The 18,945-nt window shown below is 65.6% G+C and carries 17 protein-coding genes; 9 read left to right on the forward strand and 8 right to left on the reverse strand.

Going from position 1 to position 18,945, the window contains the following annotated elements:
• Positions 1–16: 16 nt before the first annotated feature.
• The 8 genes from AUL31_RS05455 (at position 17) to AUL31_RS05490 (ending at position 7,881) form a co-directional block, all read left to right on the forward strand.
• The gene (locus tag AUL31_RS05455; RefSeq protein ID WP_060602550.1) at positions 17–949 is read left to right on the forward strand and encodes an ABC transporter substrate-binding protein; all 933 of its coding nucleotides are present in this window, start codon (positions 17–19) and stop codon (positions 947–949) included.
• A gap of 116 nt (positions 950–1,065) precedes the next feature.
• Entirely contained in the window at positions 1,066–1,830 is a 765-nt protein-coding gene (locus tag AUL31_RS05460) for an ATP-binding cassette domain-containing protein (protein WP_200801666.1), read from the forward strand.
• Positions 1,827–2,837: an ABC transporter permease gene (locus tag AUL31_RS05465; RefSeq protein ID WP_060602557.1), complete on the forward strand. Its 1,011-nt coding sequence runs from the start codon at positions 1,827–1,829 to the stop codon at positions 2,835–2,837. The genes AUL31_RS05460 and AUL31_RS05465 overlap by 4 nt, the downstream gene beginning before the upstream one ends.
• A 4-nt stretch (positions 2,838–2,841) precedes the next feature.
• The gene (locus AUL31_RS05470; protein WP_060602560.1) at positions 2,842–3,942 is read left to right on the forward strand and encodes a phosphotriesterase family protein; all 1,101 of its coding nucleotides are present in this window, start codon (positions 2,842–2,844) and stop codon (positions 3,940–3,942) included.
• The gene (locus AUL31_RS05475; RefSeq protein ID WP_060602564.1) at positions 3,939–4,829 is read left to right on the forward strand and encodes a PfkB family carbohydrate kinase; all 891 of its coding nucleotides are present in this window, start codon (positions 3,939–3,941) and stop codon (positions 4,827–4,829) included. Before AUL31_RS05470 ends, AUL31_RS05475 begins: the two co-directional genes overlap by 4 nt.
• A gap of 2 nt (positions 4,830–4,831) precedes the next feature.
• Positions 4,832–5,671 carry a BtpA/SgcQ family protein gene (locus AUL31_RS05480; protein WP_060602568.1) on the forward strand — a complete coding sequence of 280 codons (840 nt, stop codon included), beginning with the start codon at positions 4,832–4,834 and terminating at the stop codon, positions 5,669–5,671.
• Complete coding sequence (locus AUL31_RS05485) at positions 5,668–6,903, forward strand: Zn-dependent hydrolase (RefSeq protein ID WP_060602572.1); 1,236 nt, start codon at positions 5,668–5,670, stop codon at positions 6,901–6,903. Before AUL31_RS05480 ends, AUL31_RS05485 begins: the two co-directional genes overlap by 4 nt.
• A 189-nt stretch (positions 6,904–7,092) precedes the next feature.
• The gene (locus AUL31_RS05490) at positions 7,093–7,881 is read left to right on the forward strand and encodes an outer membrane protein (RefSeq protein WP_060602574.1); all 789 of its coding nucleotides are present in this window, start codon (positions 7,093–7,095) and stop codon (positions 7,879–7,881) included.
• 45 nt (positions 7,882–7,926) lie between these two features.
• On the opposite strand, the gene AUL31_RS05495 is transcribed toward AUL31_RS05490, so the two are convergent.
• The 3 genes from AUL31_RS05495 to zigA form a co-directional block, all read right to left on the reverse strand.
• A complete protein-coding gene (locus AUL31_RS05495) occupies positions 7,927–8,862 on the reverse strand; it encodes a dihydrodipicolinate synthase family protein (protein ID WP_409359944.1) in 936 nt (311 codons plus the stop codon).
• A 97-nt stretch (positions 8,863–8,959) separates the two neighbouring features.
• Positions 8,960–9,673 (reverse strand): GntR family transcriptional regulator, encoded by a 714-nt coding sequence (locus AUL31_RS05500; RefSeq protein WP_060602580.1) that lies wholly within the window; start codon positions 9,671–9,673, stop codon positions 8,960–8,962.
• Between the two features lie 83 nt (positions 9,674–9,756).
• Entirely contained in the window at positions 9,757–10,956 is a 1,200-nt protein-coding gene (zigA, locus tag AUL31_RS05505) for a zinc metallochaperone GTPase ZigA (RefSeq protein ID WP_060602583.1), read from the reverse strand.
• A gap of 378 nt (positions 10,957–11,334) precedes the next feature.
• On the opposite strand from zigA, the gene AUL31_RS05510 reads away from it, so the two are divergent.
• Positions 11,335–12,522 (forward strand): glycosyltransferase family 2 protein, encoded by a 1,188-nt coding sequence (locus AUL31_RS05510; RefSeq protein ID WP_060602586.1) that lies wholly within the window; start codon positions 11,335–11,337, stop codon positions 12,520–12,522.
• Here AUL31_RS05510 and AUL31_RS05515 read toward each other — a convergent pair.
• Genes AUL31_RS05515 through AUL31_RS05535 form a run of 5 tightly spaced genes read right to left on the reverse strand, consistent with a single transcriptional unit; the run spans position 12,434 to position 18,939 of the window.
• The gene (locus AUL31_RS05515) at positions 12,434–13,747 is read right to left on the reverse strand and encodes a bifunctional PIG-L family deacetylase/class I SAM-dependent methyltransferase (RefSeq protein WP_143190131.1); all 1,314 of its coding nucleotides are present in this window, start codon (positions 13,745–13,747) and stop codon (positions 12,434–12,436) included. The genes AUL31_RS05510 and AUL31_RS05515 overlap by 89 nt on opposite strands.
• Positions 13,744–14,859: an acyl-CoA dehydrogenase family protein gene (locus AUL31_RS05520; RefSeq protein ID WP_060602592.1), complete on the reverse strand. Its 1,116-nt coding sequence runs from the start codon at positions 14,857–14,859 to the stop codon at positions 13,744–13,746. The genes AUL31_RS05515 and AUL31_RS05520 overlap by 4 nt, the downstream gene beginning before the upstream one ends.
• Entirely contained in the window at positions 14,856–16,007 is a 1,152-nt protein-coding gene (locus AUL31_RS05525) for a glycosyltransferase (protein WP_060602595.1), read from the reverse strand. The genes AUL31_RS05520 and AUL31_RS05525 overlap by 4 nt, the downstream gene beginning before the upstream one ends.
• A gap of 17 nt (positions 16,008–16,024) precedes the next feature.
• The gene (locus AUL31_RS05530) at positions 16,025–16,891 is read right to left on the reverse strand and encodes a glycosyltransferase family 2 protein (RefSeq protein ID WP_060602598.1); all 867 of its coding nucleotides are present in this window, start codon (positions 16,889–16,891) and stop codon (positions 16,025–16,027) included.
• Positions 16,873–18,939 (reverse strand): HAD-IIB family hydrolase, encoded by a 2,067-nt coding sequence (locus AUL31_RS05535; RefSeq protein ID WP_060602601.1) that lies wholly within the window; start codon positions 18,937–18,939, stop codon positions 16,873–16,875. The genes AUL31_RS05530 and AUL31_RS05535 overlap by 19 nt, the downstream gene beginning before the upstream one ends.
• Positions 18,940–18,945 lie beyond the last annotated feature (6 nt).

An 18,945-nucleotide genomic window follows, 5' to 3' on the forward strand; every position in this document is an offset into this window, starting at 1 on the left:
AAAGGAGACTTCAGACATGCGCCTGATCCGTAGACTTTCACAGACCGTGGCTGCCCTGTCGGTGCTGACCGCGGCCGCCGCACATGCGGACACCTATGCCCTGGTGACGATCAACCAGCAGGCTCTCTTCTTCAACCAGATCAATGACGGGGCCAAGGAAGCCGCCGCGGCCGCAGGCGTGGAGCTGGTGATCTTCGACGCCAACAACGTGCCGGCCGCGCAGAATACCGCCATCGAAAATTACATCACGCAGAAGGTGGACGGCATCATCCTGGTTGCCATCGACGTCAATGGCGTCAAGCCTGCCATCACCGAAGCCAAGGAGGCCGGCATTCCGGTAATCGCCATCGACGCACAGATACCGGACGGCGACAACGTCTCGTTCGTCGGCGTCGACAATGCCGCCGCCGGAGCCGATATCGGCAAGTTCTTTGCCGATTACGTCAAGTCGGACATGGGCGGCGAGGCGACGGTGGGTGTCGTCGGTGCGCTGAACTCGTTCATCCAGAACCAGCGTCTCGACGGCTTCAAGGAAGCGGCTGCGGCATCCGGCGATGCGGTCACCTTCACCGAGACGGTGGATGGGCAGAACGTGCAGGATGTGGCGCTGGGCGCCGCCGAAAACCTGTTGACCGCCAACCCCACCATGACGGCCATCTACGCGACGGGAGAGCCGGCGCTGATCGGTGCCGTCTCGGCGGTGGAAAGCCAGGGCCGCCAATCGGACGTCAAGGTGTTCGGCTGGGACCTCACCGCACAGGCGGTCAAGGGCATCGACGAGGGCTGGGTCACGGCCGTTGTCCAGCAGGACCCGGCCGGCGAAGGCAAGGCCGCCGTGGAAGCCCTCGTAACGTTGAAGGGCGGCGGCACGGTAGAGCCGATCATCAACGTGCCGGTGACGATCGTCACCAAGGAGAACGTCGACCAGTTCCGCTCGATGTTCCAGTGATCGAACCCGACCGGGCGCTGCGGCGCCCGGTATTTTCTTGTCCGCCCGGCCGTTGATGGCCGGGCCCCGAACGGAAATTGCCCATGCCATCCGCCCCTGCGGGAGACCGGGTCCATATGCGCGGCATCAGCAAGCGCTACGGCCCCATCCAGACGCTCGAAGACGTTTCGTTGCGCCTTGCGCCGGGCGAGGTCCTGGGCCTTGTCGGCGATAACGGCGCCGGCAAGTCCACCCTGTCCAAGGTGCTGTCGGGCGCGGTGGTGCCCGATAGCGGCACGATCGAGATCGACGGGCAGGCGGTCAGCTTCGCCTCTCCGGCCGACGCACGCGCCGCGCATGTCGAAATGGTCTATCAGGACCTGTCCTTGTGCGACACGGTGGACGTTGCCGGCAACATTTTTCTGGGGCGGGAGCCGCGCCGCCGCGTGGCGGGCCTGCCATTTCTGGACAAGGCGCGCATGCATGACGAGGCGCGGGCCATGCTGGACCGGCTGGGCATCGTCATCGCCGACACGCGTTTGAAGGTCGAGAACCTGTCGGGTGGCCAGCGCCAGTCCATCGCCATCGGCAGGGCGGCGTCCTTCGACCCCAAGGTGCTCATTATGGACGAGCCGACCGCCGCGCTGGCGGTGGCCGAGGTGGAAGCCGTGCTGGAGCTGATCCGCACCGTTTCGGCGCGGGGCGTCAGCGTGATCCTGATCACCCATCGCCTGCAGGACCTGTTCCTGGTCTGCGACCGGATCCAGGTGATGTACGAGGGGCGGGCCATTGCCGAAAGGCGGGTCGAGGACACCAATGTCGAAGAGGTCGTCAACCTGATCGTCGGACGCAAGTTCGATGCACGGTCGGCACGCCGCCACATCGAGGAGCCCCGGCCATGAGCAAGGTTCATCAGCCGCAGGCCGCGGCCTCCGAGCGGTTCCGCAAGGAAACGCTGGCCGACCGCTTCATCGCCAATGGCGGGGTTGCGTCCATCGCGGTCTTCTTCATCGCGGTCTGCCTCATGTTCGCGCTGTCCACCAACGCTTTCCTGTCGACGCCGAACCTTCTCAACGTCATTCGCCAGTCGGCGCCGCTGCTGATCGTTGCCGCAAGCATGACCCTGGTCATCACGACCGGCGGGATCGACCTCTCGGTCGGTTCCGTGCTGGCGCTCGTCTCGGCCCTGTCGGCGGCGCTGCTGCAGATGGGCGTGCCGTGGCCGGCCGTTATCGTGGCCATGCTGGCGCTGGGCTGCCTGATCGGGGCTATCCAGGGGTTCTTCATCGCCTATGAAGGCATACCCGCCTTCATCGTCACGCTGGCGGGCCTTTCGGTGATCCGGGGCGTGGCGTTGCTGATAACGGGCGGTTATTCCATCCCCATCGCGCCGGACAGCCCCTTCGTCGTGCTCGGGCGCGGCTGGCTGGCCGGAGTGCCTATTCCCGCCTGGATCGCACTTGCGGTTCTGATTGTGGCCTTCATCGTGTTCAACTCGACGCGCTTCGGCCGCTATGTCACCGGCATCGGCGCCAATGCCGAGGCGGTGCGGCGCGCCGGCGTCGATACCCGCCGGATCGTGCTGGGCGTCTACATGCTGTCGTCCGCAGCCGCAGCCCTGGCCGGCATCGTGCTGGCGGGGCGCCTCGGTTCCGGCTCGTCCAACGCCGGGCAGGGCTTCGAGCTGGAGGTCATCGCCGCCGTGGTGTTGGGCGGCACCAGCCTCTTCGGCGGCCGGGGCTCGATGACGGGCACGCTGCTCGGCGCGCTGACGGTTGCCGTCATCGCCAACGGGCTGATCCTGTCGCATATGTCGCCCTTCCTGACGCCGATCATCACCGGTTGCATCATCCTGATCGCCATATGGCTCAACTTCCGCCTCTTCCGGGGCACGGCACGGAGGCGCTGAGGCCATGGCTCTCGATTTCCAGTCCCCCGGCGCGCATTCGCCGGGCGCGTCTGCGGGCATCGGGGTACGCTCCGGACACGTCATGACGGTAACCGGGCCCGTGCCGGTGGACGAGATGGGCGTGACCCTGATGCACGAGCATATCGTGCTGGACGGCAGCGCCACCTGGCGCTGCCCCTGCGGCCCAGGCAACGAAGAGGTTTCGCAAGGTCCGGTGCGCATGGAGATCATCGGCGAGTTGCGGATGAACCCCTATGCCAACCTCGACAATGTATCGCTGCTCGATTCCGACCTTGCGCTCGCCGAACTCGATCGCTTCCGCGCGCTGGGCGGGCACACCGTCGTCGAGTGCACCAATTTCGGCATTGGGCGCGACCCTGCGAAACTGGCCCGCATCGCCCGGATGAGCGGGCTGAAGATCGTGATGGGCACCGGTTTCTATCTGGAGCATACCCATCCGGACTGGCTGTCCGGCATGGATGTGGATGCGGTGGCCGATTTCATCGTTGCCGATGTCGGCGGTGCGGCGGAGAAGCCCGACATCATGGCCGGCATCATCGGCGAGGTCGGCGTCTCGAAAGACTTTACTCCAGCCGAAATGAAATCGCTGCGCGGCTCGGCGCGCGCCTCGGCCCGGACCGGCGTGCCGCTGTCCATCCATCTGCCTGGCTGGGAGCGGCTGGCGCATAGCGTGCTGGACGTTGTGGAAGAGGAAGGCGCGGACCTGAGCCACACGGTTCTGTGCCACATGAACCCAAGCCACTCCGACCCGGCCTACCAGGAAAGCCTTGCCCGGCGTGGTGCATTTCTGGAATACGACATGATCGGCATGGACTATTATTATGCCGACCAGGATGCCCAATCCCCCAGCGACGAGGAAAACGCCCGCGCCATCGCGGCTCTGGTGGAGCGCGGCTTCGCGGACCGTATCCTTCTGTCGCAGGACGTCTTCCTGAAAATGATGCTCACGCGCTATGGCGGCTTCGGCTATGGGCATGTGCTGCGCAACTTCGTGCCGCGCCTGCGCCGCCTTGGCATGGAGGACGCCGCCATCGACCGGATGCTCGTGGGCAATCCGCGCGCGGTCTTCGCGGACCGCCCATGACGCTGCATGTCATCGGCAATATCTGCGTGGATATCGCGATGCGCGTTACCGCGTTGCCCGGGCCGGGCGAAACGGTGAACGCTGCCGACAGCCTGCGCGGGCCGGGTGGCAAGGGTGCAAACCAGGCGCTGGCCGCCAGCCGCGCCGGCGCTGCCGTCCGGTTTTTCAGCGCCGTCGGGCAGGATGGCGAGGGCGCCGGGCTGCTCGATCGTGTGGCGGCTGCCGGACTGCCCGTCATCGACATCGCAAGGGTCAGGGCCGTAACCGACATGTCGGTTGTTCTGGTGGCCGACTCGGCGGAAAACATCGTCGCAAGCTGCGTTGCGTGTGCCCGCGCCATCGGCGACGAAACGGTAGCGGCGGTGGCGAAGGCTTTGTCACCGGGCGATGCCATGTTGCTGCAAGGCAATCTGAATAATGCGGTCACACAGGCCTTGGCCGCTTTGGCGCACAATGCCGGCATCCGGCTGGCCGTCAACGCCAGCCCGCTGGATGGGTCCGCGTTTCCGAGCTGCGATCTTCTGGTCGTCAATCGGGGCGAGGCCGAGAGCCTGTCGGGAAACGGCGATATCGACGCCGCCATCGACAGGCTCCATGCCCTCGGAGCCCGGGATGTCGTCGTGACGCTGGGGGCCGAGGGCGCCACCGGGCTTTGCGGCGGTGCGCGGTTCTGGCGGCCGGCAAAGCCGGTCAAGGCCGTGGACACAAGCGGTGCCGGAGACGTTTTCTGTGGCGTCGTCGTAGCGCTATGGCATGCCGGCATGGCATTGCCGGAGGCCGTCGAACGGGCGGCCGGTGCCGCTGCGCTGGCGGTGACGCGGCCCGGCACTTTCGATTCGTGTCCCACCCGGGACGAAATGCAGGCGATCATGCTGCGGAAGGACTAGACATGGCATCCAACGGCTCTCCCGTCGGACGCGGCGATACCACGACGCTGCGCCGCATCTTCGGCGTCGACAAACCCCTGATCGGTGTCGTCCACCTTATGCCCATTCCGGGTAGCCCGCGCTACGACGGCAGCGGGGTAGAGGCCCTTTACGAGCGCGGCCTGGCCGACGCCAGAGCCTATCTGGACAATGGCTGCCACGGCGTGATCGTGGAAAATCATGGCGATGTGCCCTTCGCCAAGCCCGACGATATCGGCCCGGAGACAAGCGCCGTCATGGCAGTCGTGTCGGACAGGATCCGGCGCGAGTTGCAGCGCCCCATGGGCATCAACGTTCTGGCCAATGCCGCCATCCCGGCGCTGGCCATCGCCACCGCCTCGCAGGCCTCCTTCGTCCGGGTCAACCAGTGGGCCAATGCCTATGTGGCGAACGAAGGTTTCATGGAGGGCGAGGCCGCCCGCGCCATGCGGTACCGCGCGCTGCTTCGCGCCAATGGCGTCAGCATCTTTGCCGATGCGCATGTCAAGCATGGAGCCCACGCCATCGTCGCCGACCGCCCGGTGGAGGAACTGGTGCGCGATCTCGTCTTCTTCGACGCCGATGTGGTGATCGCCACCGGTCAGCGCACGGGCCATGCGGCCGACCCTGCCTATATAAGGATGATCCGGGAGGCGGGGGGGCTTCCGACACTCGTCGGCAGTGGCGTGACGCGGGACAACGTCAACGACATTCTGGCCGTCAGCGACGGGGTGATCGTCGCAAGCTCGCTCAAGCATGACGGCGTTTGGTGGAATGCCGTGGATGCCGAACGCGTCCGTGCCTTTGCGGCATCCGTCCGGTGACGCCGAAAATCGATGCCGCGCGCCTCCTGGCGCGTCTGGACGCCTTCGCCGCCATCGGCGCGACGCCGAAGGGCGGCGTCAACCGACAAGCGCTGTCGCCGGAAGACAGGCAGGCCCGCGCCCTGCTGGCAGAGCTTGCCGCGGCACGCGGCTTCGCCCTGCGTCAGGATACGGCATGCAACCTCTTCGCGCGGCGCGCCGGTACCGATGCGAACCTGCCGCCGCTGTTGATCGGCAGCCATCTGGACAGCCAGCCGACGGGCGGGCGCTTCGATGGGGCGCTCGGCGTTCTGGCGGCCTTCGAGGTGCTGGAAGCGCTGGACGATGCCGGCGTCTCGACGACGCGTCCGGTGGAGCTGGTGTCCTGGACAAACGAAGAAGGCAGCCGCTTCCAGCCGGGTGCGCTCGGCTCGCGTGCCTTCGCAGAGGGTGGCCTGCGTCCGGAATGGCTGCAGGCACAGGATGCCGCCGGCACGACACTGGAGGTGGGCTTGCGTGACACGCTGGCCGCCTTGCCCGGCGTAGCCGTGGAGCAACCCGGCCACCCGATCGCCGCCTATCTGGAGCTGCACATAGAGCAGGGCCCGGTACTGGAGCAGGAAGGGATCGCCATTGGCGCCGTCACCGGCATTCAGGGCACGCGTTGGTACGACGTGACCTACAGGGGTGCGGCGGCCCATGCCGGCACCACCCCGCTCGCCTTTCGGCGCGACCCGATGGCTGCGGCCTCCCTGGCGCTTGCCGAGCTTTTCGCCTCGATCATGCCGGGAGATGAAGACGTCCGGTTGACGGTCGGGCGCATCGCGGCTTCGCCGGGATCCATCAACGCTGTGCCGGCAGAGGTGCGCTTTTCGGTGGACCTTCGGCACCCGACCGTGCGGGGCTTGTCTGCGCACGAGGCAAGGCTGCGCGCTGTACTGGAGGATGCAGCACGCGACCATGGATGTACGGTCACGGTCGATCCCATGATGGAGATGGCCCCGGTGGCCTTTCCCGAAGACATGGTCGATCTGGTCGAAGAGGGGGCCCGTCTGGCCGGCGCATCGCACCGGCGCATCCTGTCGGGAGCGTTTCACGATGCCACGTTCATCGCCGGCGTTGCGCCGTCCGCCATGTTGTTCAGCCCCTGCCGGGACGGCGTCAGCCACAATGAATCCGAGCATGTCGAGCCGGACGATATCGTGCGGGCGGCAGAGGTCTTGCTATCGACGTGTATTCTGTGGCTTAAGTAAACCTTGCGTCATTCCTCTGCCCTTGGGTCACGCGTTGCCATTGGCAATAGAGGTGCGACAATTCGCGCAACAACAATTGTTGATCGAAAATCCCCGCCCTCGAAGTATTTTTCGTTTGAAGCGTGTCCGGAAAATTTCGCAATCACGATTAGCGCGTGATTTGCGTTCGATTCACCCATGGAGGGATGTATGAAGAAGTATCTGGTCCTCGGCCTTCTGGCCGGCACGGCAATTCCGGCTTCGGCCGCGGATGTCATCTATGAAGAGCCGATGGTGACCCCGGTCGTCGCACTTGCCGTTCCGTCGTGGACCGGCTTCTACCTGGGCGTCCAGGCAGGCGGTGGCTTCAACCCGTCGAACCCCGACAATTTCAGCATCGTGCCCAGCTTCCCCGGCGCGTTCCCGGGCAGCGCCTTCGGCAGCAACTATGAGTCCAGCTTCGAATCCGGCTTCGTCGGCGGCGGTCACGTCGGCTACGACTACCAGATCGACAACTGGGTCGTCGGTGCCGTTCTGGACATCAACGCTTCGGATCTCGGCCAGCGCCAGAGCGCCTTCTCGAGCACCCCGGCATTCTACACCGCCGAGCGTGACCTCGACTATTTCGCAACGGGCCGCCTGCGCGCCGGTTACCTCGTCACCCCGACCACCCTGGCCTACGCCACGGGCGGTGTCGCTTACGGTGACGTGAGCTACAAGTTCTCTGCCAATTCGGCGCCTTTCGCCACGGCAGCGGCTTTCTCCGACAGCAATGATCGCTGGGGCTACACCGTCGGCGGCGGCCTGGACTTCCTGGTTGCCGAGAACATCTCGATCGGTGTCGAGTACCTCTACACCAACCTCGGCGATGACGATTCCTTCACGCGTTTCGTAGCCGGCCCGTTCGGCGGCGGCGTTGGCGGTTTCACCGACTTCACCGGTTCGGACGATTTCGACTTCCACACGATCACGGCGAAGCTTTCGTACCGCTTCAACTAATAAGAATGCGGGCCGCCCATCGGGCGGCCCGCATGCCTTTCAAGATCATGCAGCGTGGCGATACTCGGTGCCGAGATTGCCGTTCCAGACGGAGTACCAGGTCTGGAACATCTCAAGCTGCGCCTTCGCATAGCCGCGCTGGCTTGCCGACAGGCTGTCGCTCTCGTTGAAGTGCAGCTCGTATTCCGGGTTACCGGTCAAAACCATCAGATATTTATAGAACAGAACCAGGTCCGGCCCTTCGTCGAAGGTCGACAGGACATGGAGCGCGCTTTCCAGCTCCAGCGCGCGGCGGCGGGCCTCCGGATCGCCCTTGGCGGCCGCAGCCGACAGGCCGCACAGATGAAGCACTTCCGCCGGTAGCACATTGCCGATCCCGGTGATCGCGCCCTTTGCCCCGCAATTGATGAAACCATGGCAGACGGCGGTATCCACGCCGACCATCAGCGTCACCGCATCGTCCTGGCTGGTGATGTGCTCGGCGGCATAGGTGAGGGAGTCGGTGCCCCCGAACTCCTTGAAGCCGACAAGGTTGGGGTGCTCGGCCCGCAAGGCGAAGAACAGGTCCGCCTTCGTGGCAAAGCCGTAATAGGGGCTGTTGTAGATCACCGCCGGCAGGTCCGGAGCGGCCGACAAAATCGCCTTGAAATGCGCTTTCTGCGCCGCGGGCGAGGGCCCGCGCGACAGGACACGCGGAATGACCATCAGCCCCTTGGCGCCTGCCTTCTGGGCATGGGCGGCATGCGCCGCTGCGATGGCCGTGTTGACGGCGCCCGTTCCGGCAACCACCGAAATGCCGGCATCGGCAAGGCGCTCGACGCCCTCCATGCGCTGCGCGTCCGTCAGAAGCGGCCAATCTCCCATCGAACCGCAATAGACGACCGACGACATGCCCTTCGACACCAGCTCGCGGCCCTTGCGCACGAGTGCGTCGAAATCCGGTGTCCTGTCGGCCTTGCAGGGCGTCATCAGGGCCGGCATGCAACCTTCGAATACGGAATTGTCCACGGCACTCTCCATCGGCTAGATCCGACACCATAATAGGCGTTGTATTTTCTTTGTCGACAAGAAACTGGAGCTAGAGAAGGATTTCCGCGTTGACTCGCGCATCCGCGCTGACTGCCGTCTGGATATGGCCGATGATCTGCCTGGCGTGGGCGGCGGCAAGGCCGTCGGCCTCGTCCACCGCGCGCCGGCCGATCGCGGCGATCAGCCCTTCGTGCTCGTCCACGTAATCGCGCGGCAGCATGTCGTTGAAACTGGAGTAGTACAGCCGCAGGATGCGGCGGCCTTCATCCAGCAGGCGCGTGAACATGTCGGTGTAATAGGCGTTGCCGCCGGCCCGTGCGATCTCCAGGTGGAAGTCGCGGTTGGTGGCGATCATCGCTAGCGCATCTCGCCGTGCGACCGCCGCGACGAAATCGGCCTGGCGTGCCTCTATGGCCTTCATGGCGTCCGCGTCGTGATTGGCGGCGGCAAGGCGCGTCGTCACGCGATACATCAGGGTGAGCGCATCGAAGAAATGCGGCAGGTTCAGAAAGTCGATCTGCGCAACGATGGTGGCGCGGTTGGGCAGGGTGACAAGCAGACCCTCGCTGAGCAGGCGCACCATCGCTTCGCGGATGGGTGTACGCGACATGGCAAAGCGCGCGGAGAGCTGCACTTCGTCCATGGCGCTGCCGGGCTTGAGCTTCAGTTCCACGATCTCGTTACGCAACGTCTCGTAGACGAAGCCCACCCCGGCTCCACGTTTGTGTATCGGCGTATCCTGCATGCCTGCGCTGTCGGCCATCGTAAGCCCTTTCCTGCCAGTTCACCCTGGCAGGTTGACCATATTCCGAAGCGTCAGGCTATGCGCGTGGCATCGCCATGGCGTCACGCGGCCCGTGGCCAGGCAGGAAGCGGATCGGGCAGGCGGCTCCAGCTTTCCGGCGAGAAACTCTCGGACGCCACCAGGCAGGCATCCAGCTCGGCCCGAAGGGCCGCCTCATCCATCGGATCGGTGCCGATGAAGACGATTTCCTGCCGCCGGTCACCCCATTCGGGGTCGATGAGGCCGCCCATCATGGCCTTCCATTCGGGGTGATCCGGCCAGTGCTGCTTCGGCACCGCTGCCCACCACAACCCCCGCTTGCCCGTGCGTACAAGACCGCCAGCCTGGCTGATCTCTCCGACGAAGTCCGGGCGCGTCGCCAGCCAGAAAAAGCCCTTTGCCCGCACGACGCCCGGCCATGAGCGATCGACGAAGGCTTGGAAGCGCGCGGGCTCGAAAGGGCGGCGGGCCCGATAGACGAACGATCGGATGCCGTATTCCTCGGTTTCGGGCACATGGTCTCCGAAGCCGTTCAGCTCGCGGAACCACAAGGGATGCTCGTGCGCCTTCTCGAAGTCGAAGAGGCCGGTGCCCAGAATGGCCTTCGGGTGGACCTCGCCGAAATCGGTCTCGACGATCTGCGCGTCGACATTCAGGGCGCGGACGATCTTGCGCGCCGCGTCGAGCTGCTCGGCGCTGGCCATCGACACCTTGTTCAGGACGACGACGTCGGCGAACTCGATCTGCTCGACCAGCAGATCCACAAGCCGCCTTTCGTCGTCTTCGCCAAGGGATTCGCCGCGCTCACGGATGAAATCGGAAGAGGCGTAGTCGGCCAGAAGGTTGGCTGCATCCACCACCGTTACCATCGTATCCAGCCGCGCGACATCGGACAGGCTGTCTCCCGCCTCGTCCCGAAACTCGAAGGTGGCGGCAACGGGCAGCGGCTCGGCAATGCCGGTGGACTCGATCAGCAGATAATCGAACCGACCCTGGCGGGCCAGGTCGCGCACTTCGGCCAGAAGGTCGTCGCGCAGCGTGCAGCAGATGCAGCCATTGGTCATCTCCACCAGCTTCTCGTCGGTCCGCGACAGGTTGGCCCCGCCGTCGCGCACAAGGCTGGCGTCGATGTTCACCTCGCTCATGTCGTTGACGATGACGGCAACCCGCATGCCGTCCCGATTGGCCAGGACGTGGTTGAGAAGCGTGGTCTTGCCGGCTCCCAGAAAGCCCGAAAGGACGGAGACAGGTAGGCGTTGCATGGACGGTCCCTCAGCATGGAATGACGTGATTTCGAACTTAGTAATGTTATAAAGTAACATACGCAAGCCCGATGCGGTGAGGCCAACCGGGGGTTGGACATAATGTCCAATCCAAGAGCCTGCCTGTCGGCGCCTATATGGCCGTTGCGGCGTGACGGCAGGCGGCGTGGATGGACATCGGAGACTGCCGAAGGGTTTGATCGATATGGATATGAGCCAGAAGAAGCTTGTGTTTTATGTGACGACGCTGACGGCAGGATGCCTGTCGTTTCTGGCGATCGCGCTGACGGTGATGATGCCTGCCTGAATATGCTTGCCGCAGCATCCCTTCCGGCCGGGTCCGGCGGAACGCGGTGCTGCCGGATGAATTGAAGCTGCATGGACAAGCAAGTGCAGCGGATCATCGAAACTGTGGCGGCGGCGTTTCCGGTCGATGGCGAAATAGCCGTCGATGGGGCCTGGTCAGGGCAGGTGGCGCTGTGCGCCTGCGTGCCCGCCTGCAACGAGGAACGTCTGATCGGCCGTTCTCTTCAGGCGCTAAATGAGGCGCTGGACGAAGGCGACGGTGTCATTGTCCTGGCCAATGGGTGCCGCGACGCGACGGCGCGCACCGCGCTGGATGTTATGCAGGGCTGGACGCGGCCCTGGCTGCTTCTGCAATGCGAATGGCATGTGGGCCAGGGAAGCGCTCCGCGTGCGCGCCGGCTTGCGATGGATATCGCGACAGCGTTGAGCCCCGATGCCCTGCTTCTGTCCACGGACGGCGACACTCTTGCGGCCAACGGGCTGGCAGGCGCCTACAGGGCAGCATTTGCGCGTGGCGGCGATCTCGTCTGCGGCACCATAGACTTCATAGCCGAGGAAGCCGCACTGCTGCCGCAAGCCGACCCTGCCGGCGAGTATCTGCTGCGGGAGTTCAGGGCCGTCTCGCGCGAAATCGCGGAAATGCTGTGTCCCGACCGCGACAATTCCTGGCCGCACCATGGCAATATCGGCGGGGCCAATTTCGCCATTACCGGTAACGCCTATCGCGCGGTCGGCGGATTGCCCACTCCGCCGTCCGGCGAGGATCGTGCCCTGCGGCGCATGGTTTTGGGCCTCGGGCTCCGCGTTCTCTATGTGGATACCGCGCGCGTCGCGACGTCACCCCGGCTGGATGGCCGGGCGCGTGGCGGCCTTGCCGACGAATTGCAGCGCAACCGGACCGAAGCGGACCCGATCGTCGACGAATTGCTGGAAGCGCCGGAGACGCTGCTGCTGCGCATGTGCGCTCTGCGCGATTTTCTGGCCGCGCCGGACGTTGCTTCACGCCGCTCGGTGCTGGCCGGCATCGACATCCAGGGCAAAGAGCTCGACGAACTGGCAGAGAAGGGTGAAAGGCGCGCCTTTCACATGGCCGAGGATGCAAGCCCCATATTGGCGCGGCGCGTTCTGCGGCTTTCCGATCTGGCCCATCACCTGCCGGACCTCTTGAAGATCAGGGACGCCATCGCAGGAGATCGATCCGAAACCGCTCTGCGCCGTGGCGCGCAACGGGTTGGAGCTCCGGTCCGAACAGCGCGATGAAGAAATCCGCGCCGGCGGGGGCATCGAGCGGCGTTTCGGTATCGCCAAGATACGACACGATCAGCATGGCCGCACCGGGTACCATCTGCATGCGTGTCAGCCCGGCCAGGCGCTCCAGCTCCTTTTCCGGCAGATAATAGAGCAGTTCCGAGAAGATCACGAGATCGTAGGGCCCCTCCGGCAGGTCGTCGGGCAGCCGCCCCTGCACGAGGCGAAGCCCCTGCGGGGCCGATTGTTGCGCGCGTTCGATGATGTCGGCTGCCTGGTCGATGCCGGTGGCGCGCCTGGCTTGTCCGTGCGCCAACAGGTCTCGGGCAAGGCAGCCCTCTCCGCACCCCGCCTCCAGCGCATGGTCGAAACGCGCGTCGCCCAAAAGCGCGCGTGCGGCGTCCCGCTTGCCGCGCTCATAGGGTGAGGTGCGAACGTCCCATGGATCTGGGCTTGCGCTGTAGATGGCGTCGAAATGGGCGGCGCCGGGCGCCTCGCCCGGCATATGCAACCATGACAGGCGTTCGAAATCGCTGTCGTGAAGCGTCAGGAACCAGTCCGGCAAGGTGAAGCCTGCCGGGTCGTCCGGAACGACATGCCCAAGCTGGCTGGCATGAAAGGCGAGGGCCTGCCGCTTGGCTTCCCGGTCGGTTGTCACACGGAAGGGCGTCAGGTCGTCCTGGCGAAACGGCGCATCGGGCGCCAGCCGGCAGGTCCATACCTCGTAGAACAGGATACGAAGCTGCGGCAGCCGCGCCTGCAGATCGAGCGCCAGGTCTGCCGCCGCGTGATGGTCCGGGTGCGGGTCGTCCGGATGCGGCGCGGCAATCGCCGTGACGCCGAGTTGCCGGCATCGCTCGACAAGCGGGTCTACGGCGGCGGCGCGCCCGGCGTCCCAGCGGCTGGCGCCATCGGGCAGGCCAAGGCGCACCCACTCCGCGTGCCCGCAGCCCAGCGCCTCCACGGCGGCGAGCTGCTCGCCGGCGCGAATTTCCGCCAGCCTGCGGGGCGGCACCGCCACCGACCCGGGATGTGAGCCGTCGCCATCCGTCAGAGCGACGATGATGAGGGGTCGTCTGCGCCGGGCAGCATCCAGCAGTAGCGCCGAGCAGGCGATGGTCTCGTCGTCCGGATGCGGGGCGATCACCATCAATGCGCCATCGCCCACAAGTACGCCGACATCGGACACCGGCGCTGTCTCGAACCGATCCGACCATGCGCCGTATGGCCCACTCACGCGCCGATGCTTTCGCTGACGGTGACCGCATGTTCCAGCAGGATGGCGTCGGGGTTGGCTTGCCGCAGATAAACGGCAAGGTCCGCTGCCCGGATGGACAGGGGATGCGTTCGGTGGAAGCCCGACAGTCCGATCGCCCTTTGCGCCAGCTCGATGACGGCCAGCGCGGATTCCTCCGTCACCAGCCGCGCATAGGCGGCAAGGGCCGTCGCCTCTTTGATCGCATCGCCATTGCGGGACGATGCGGCGGCTTCCACCCGCGCGGCCGCGTCATGCACCCATAGTCGCGCGGTGCGCGCCTGCATGGCCGCCCGGCCCAGCCGCTGCTTTTGCAAAGGGTGGGCATCGTGCCCACGCTCTTCCAGCGTGGAACGCATGATGGCGACGATGGCCGTGACCGCGCCAAGCTGGGCTGCGGCACACCGCCAGATACCGCCCACGAAATGCGGCTCGCGCCGGTAATCGCCCGGATTGCCCACCAGTTCGGCCCCGGAAAGACTGACGCCCTCGAAGGAATAGCGCCCCGACAGCGAACGCTCCATGCCCCCATGGTTCCATCCGGACAGGTCCATGCGGTCGGGTGTGCGCACCTCGACAAGGGGCAAAAGAGGCGCCGGACCGGTGAACACCGGGATAAGCGCGGAATGCACGACGCCGACGCCGGATGCGTAGCGCTTGGCGCCGCTCATGCGCCAGACGGCTCCCTCGCAGACCAGCGTCACCGGCGGAGTGTCGTCGGCACCCCAGATGCCGAGAAGCTCGCCGGACAAAGCAAGGTCGGCGACGCGCTCCTGCTGGGCGGCCGAGCCATACAGGTGCACAAGCTGCAGGACGTTGACATGGCCTTCCAGCAACCGGGCAAGGCTGAGGTCCACGGCGCCGATGCATTCGAGAGTATCCGCCAGTCCCTGCCAGGGCATATGGAAGGCAAAGCCGCCTTCGCCGGAGCCTGTCGGCACGATCCCGGCGGCCAGAAGCCCATGTTTCGCCAGTATGGCGACAAGGCTTCGGGTGGCCGTGTCGGGATCGGCTGCGAGCTGTGCGGACAAGGCCCGCGCGGTGTCTGCGAGCGTGGTTGTCGCCGCTCTTTTCTGGGCGGTTCCCGGCTTCATGCCACGCGCACCGGCAAGGGCGTCGGCGTGGCGGCAGGCACCTGCTGCGGCGCAGCCTCCCAGAGGGAATCCGTCAGCGTTTCCAGCCAGCGCGCACCCCGCGCCGCGGCGTCGGGCTCGTGGAGCGAAGCGAGGATGGACCCATCCAGACGACGTGCCGCGTCGAGGAGGTCCAGCCAGGCAGGGAAATCCCCCGGCCATTGCGGCGCGGTGACGGCAGCCCCGATGGCGACGAGCGCGTCGGCCTTGCGATGCTGCTCCGAGAAGTAGCGCCATTCCGGCATGACGATCAGCTTACCCGATGCGCGGGCCACTTCGTGGATCGTATTGTCTCCGGCCGAAGCGATGACGATGTCGGCGGCTGCCAGATAATCCGGCACGTTGTCCACCCAGCCCAGCTTGAGAAGGTTGGCGAAATCGGTTTCGTGGCCTTCTTCCAGCGTCGGTCCGACCGCGATCCACAGGGCATCCGGCGCGGCGCGCGCGCCGACCGTCAGCGCGGCATAGGGCGTGCCGGCGCCGCCACCGCCCGTCAGCGCCAGTATGATCTCGCGGTCCGGGTCCAGCCCCAGCCGCCTGCGGGCATCGGCGCGCTGGGGTATTTCGGCCTTGGTCGTGCACAGGCCGCCAGTGTAGCAGGTGCGCGCGCGCAGGGCTGCCGGGTAATCGTCCTGCTCCAGCCGTTCGTCGAAGGGCGCGAGCATGCCGACCGAGGCCTCGTAAGACCCCATATGCGCAACGTCCGCGCGGTTGCCATGCATGCGGATCTGCACGCAAGGGACGCTGGCGATGCGGGACAGAAGCGCGATCTCGGCCGATACGTCCACGACGAACAAGCCGACCTCGCGGGCATCGAGATGATCGAGGATGATGCGCATCGTCCGCCGCATCTCGGACAGGCCCAACGGCACGCAGTGCATGACGCTGGGGGTCGCCTCCGCGAAAAGGCGCGGCGTCGGCACCGCTGCGCCGATCATGTTGGGCAGGGGAACAATCTCGATGTCGCGCGAAAAACCATCGAACAGATGCGGACCGGCCGTCAGCACCGACACCGGACGGTCCAGCGCCATCCGCTCTACCAGCGCCATCGTGCGGCTGGCGTGGCCACGTCCCTGATGGTGGACGAAGAATGATATGGGCCGCTTCATGACGGTCTCCGATGCGATCAAGAGTACAGGACGCTGCCGGGCTGGCGCGCGGCGTCGATTTCCGAAGGGGTGGGGCGACGCCTGATGTCGATGAGACCGTCATCCGGGCGCCAGTCTATGTAGCCGGCATCACGGAACTGCCCGAGCCAGTAATCCATGCACCAGCGCCCATGCCGGGTGTGGAACAACTCGGCGTTGCGCAGGATATGATCGAACTGCTGCAGCGGCGGAATATGCACCGCATGGTGCTGGTGATACGCCCGCGCGTCGGCCGTCCAGAACAGCGGTATGCCCGCCTGGGCAAGCCGCAGGGCAAAGTCCGTTTCCTCGCCGCCATAACCGACGAAGCTTTCGTCCATGCCGCCGATCCGGTCCCAGGAGGCGCGTCTTATGGCAAAGGACAGGCCCCACAATTCGCCATGGTCTGGCTCGCGCCGCACGCCCTTGTCCGGCATTGCAGGCTTTGCGGGATGGCGGCGGCCGAAGAGGTCCAGCTTTGCATAATCGATCCCACCATCCACGGCGCCCTGCGGAAGATACAGGACCTCGCCCAGGAAAACGCCCTCGGCGTTCTGCTCTGCCGCGGCCAGATAAGAGGCAACGAGGCCGGGAGAGGCGATACAATCCACGTCCAGGAAAATCAGCAGCTCGCTTTGCGCAGCCTTCGCGGCCGCATTGCGCGCCAGCGCCAATGGCATCGGTTCACCCGGTACGACTAGGTTTCGCACAGGACAGCCGGGGTCTGGCAGGCCTGCAAAGGGCTCGGGCTGCATATACGCGATGATAAGCTCTTTCGGGCGCACACTCTGCGCGGCGATGCCTTGCAGCAGATTGCCCAGGCTGGCATGCCGGCCGCGGACGAGCGTCAGGACGCTGGCTTCCATCCGACCCTCCCATTGGATCGGAAATGCGCAACGCCCTCGATAATGCCGCGCGCATGCGTGCCCTGTGCCACATAGGCATGGGCAAGCGCCGGCAGGCCGGCAAGGTCGTCGGAGTAATTGGCGACGATGATCGACTGCGGCATGATGCCCAGCATATCGATGTCGTTGCCGCTGTCGCCGGCGACATAGACCGAGTTGACCGGAAGCCGGTAGTTGTTACGGACGAACTCGACGGCGGAGCCCTTCGAGACGCCGTGCGGCAGCACGTCGAGATAGCGTCCATGGCTGTGCACGACGGAAGCAGCGATGCCGGCCGCCTCCAGCCGTCGCCGCACCGTAGCCGCCGTGTCCGGCCGCCCGTCCGAAAAGTAGGACAGCTTGAAGGGGCGTTGTTCCAGCGGCGCCTGCGGTGTCAGGCCCTCTATTCCCTCGATGGCGCGGATCACTGCCTCGCGCCGCCAGCCACGCCGAACCTTTCGCCGCCATGCCGTGTCCGCCATGTAGCTGATGCCGTCGGAGGCAAGGTGATAGATCTCGGAGCCGACCGAGGTGATCATCACCTGCGGGCGGGGTGCGTTCTCCTGCTCGATGATCGCCATCGCACTGTGAAAGGAGCGGCCGGTGGCCACGCCGAAGGCCAGGCCCGGCTGCCGGCACTGCCAGTCCCGAAACGCCAGAAGGCCATCACCGCAGCCGACCAGCGTGTTGTCGATATCGGACACCAGAAGGCTGGTCGGGCGGGGATGCGGCCCGGCCGGGTGCAGGATGGATCGAAGCAGCCCGTCATATCGCGTGACATGCCGTTTCCAGTCATACGCGTCGGCGGCCGACGCGCCGCCACGGGCGTAGCGGTCCCAGCGCGTATTATCCGACAGCATCGTCAGCGCGGCACGGGCGATGCCGTCCGCATCGCGCGGATCGACTAGCATGCCGTTGCCGCAGGTCTCCACGATGTCGTTCGGCCCGCCGCTGTCTGTCGCGATGATGGGCAGTCCGGCGGCGGACGCCTCCAGCAACGTCAAGCCGAACGGCTCGTTCAGCGCCGGGTTGACGAAGATGCCGCGCCGGCTGGCGGCATAGGCGTAATAGGACGGTATGTCCTGCGGGGCATGATGCTTCGGATAGGCGGCCTGCCCGTAGAGATCGTAGGTGTCCACCAGATGCAGGATTTCGGCGAGGACGCCGGAGGTCTCGGCATCGCAATGCGCAAGATCCGTACGGGTGCCGGCCACGATGACAAGGTTTGCGCGCGCGCGCAGCTCCGCGCTGCGCCCGAAGGCCTCGACCAGTGTCGTCAGATTCTTGCGCCGGACAGGGCGGGCGATGGCAAGCAGGCATGGCTTCGACGGATCGCTCAGGAAGCGGGCCATTTCCGTTTCGACGGCGGGTGTCGGGACGGCATCCCGGAATGCGGCAAGGTCGCTGCCCGGCGGCAGGATGCGGATACGGCCGGGCTCGTATCCACGGTACATCGCATATTGCACCTCGGCTTCGTCGCGTGAGGAGGCGATCATGAGAGAGGCATCGCACAAGGCGGTTTCTTCTGCCTCGATCCGCTCGGCCATGCCGGGCAGCCCACCGTCGATCGTCTCGAAGGCAGCCTGTTTTACCCGGCCAAGGGAGTGCGCGGTAAAGACGAATGGAATGCCCAGCCGCTTCCGGACGATGGAGGCCACGCGCCCGGCATCGGCATAGTGCGCATGGATGATATCGGGCCGCCCATTGGCCTCGATCCACGCGACGAGGCCATCTGCGAAGCTGTCGACCTCTTCGTGCATCTCCTCTTTGGTGACGTAGCCGGGGTTTCGCGTCGGAAGGCGCAGGATACGGACGCCGGGCCCGCACACCTCGTCGGCGATTTCGTATTCCGGCCCGATGCCGGAAAACCGGCGCGTTGCGATAACGTGCCGATGGCCGGGATGCCCCTCGGCAGCAGCCTCGACCAGCTCGAGGAGGTAGCGGATATGCCCGCCGGTATCGGCTGTCAGCCCGTATTCGACTCCGTGTCCCTTGAGGCACCCTTGAAGTGCGACGTGCAAGATGAACATACCCGC

Origin of the sequence: Aureimonas altamirensis, assembly GCF_001463885.1 — a bacterium.
Taxonomy (GTDB): domain Bacteria; phylum Pseudomonadota; class Alphaproteobacteria; order Rhizobiales; family Rhizobiaceae; genus Aureimonas; species Aureimonas altamirensis.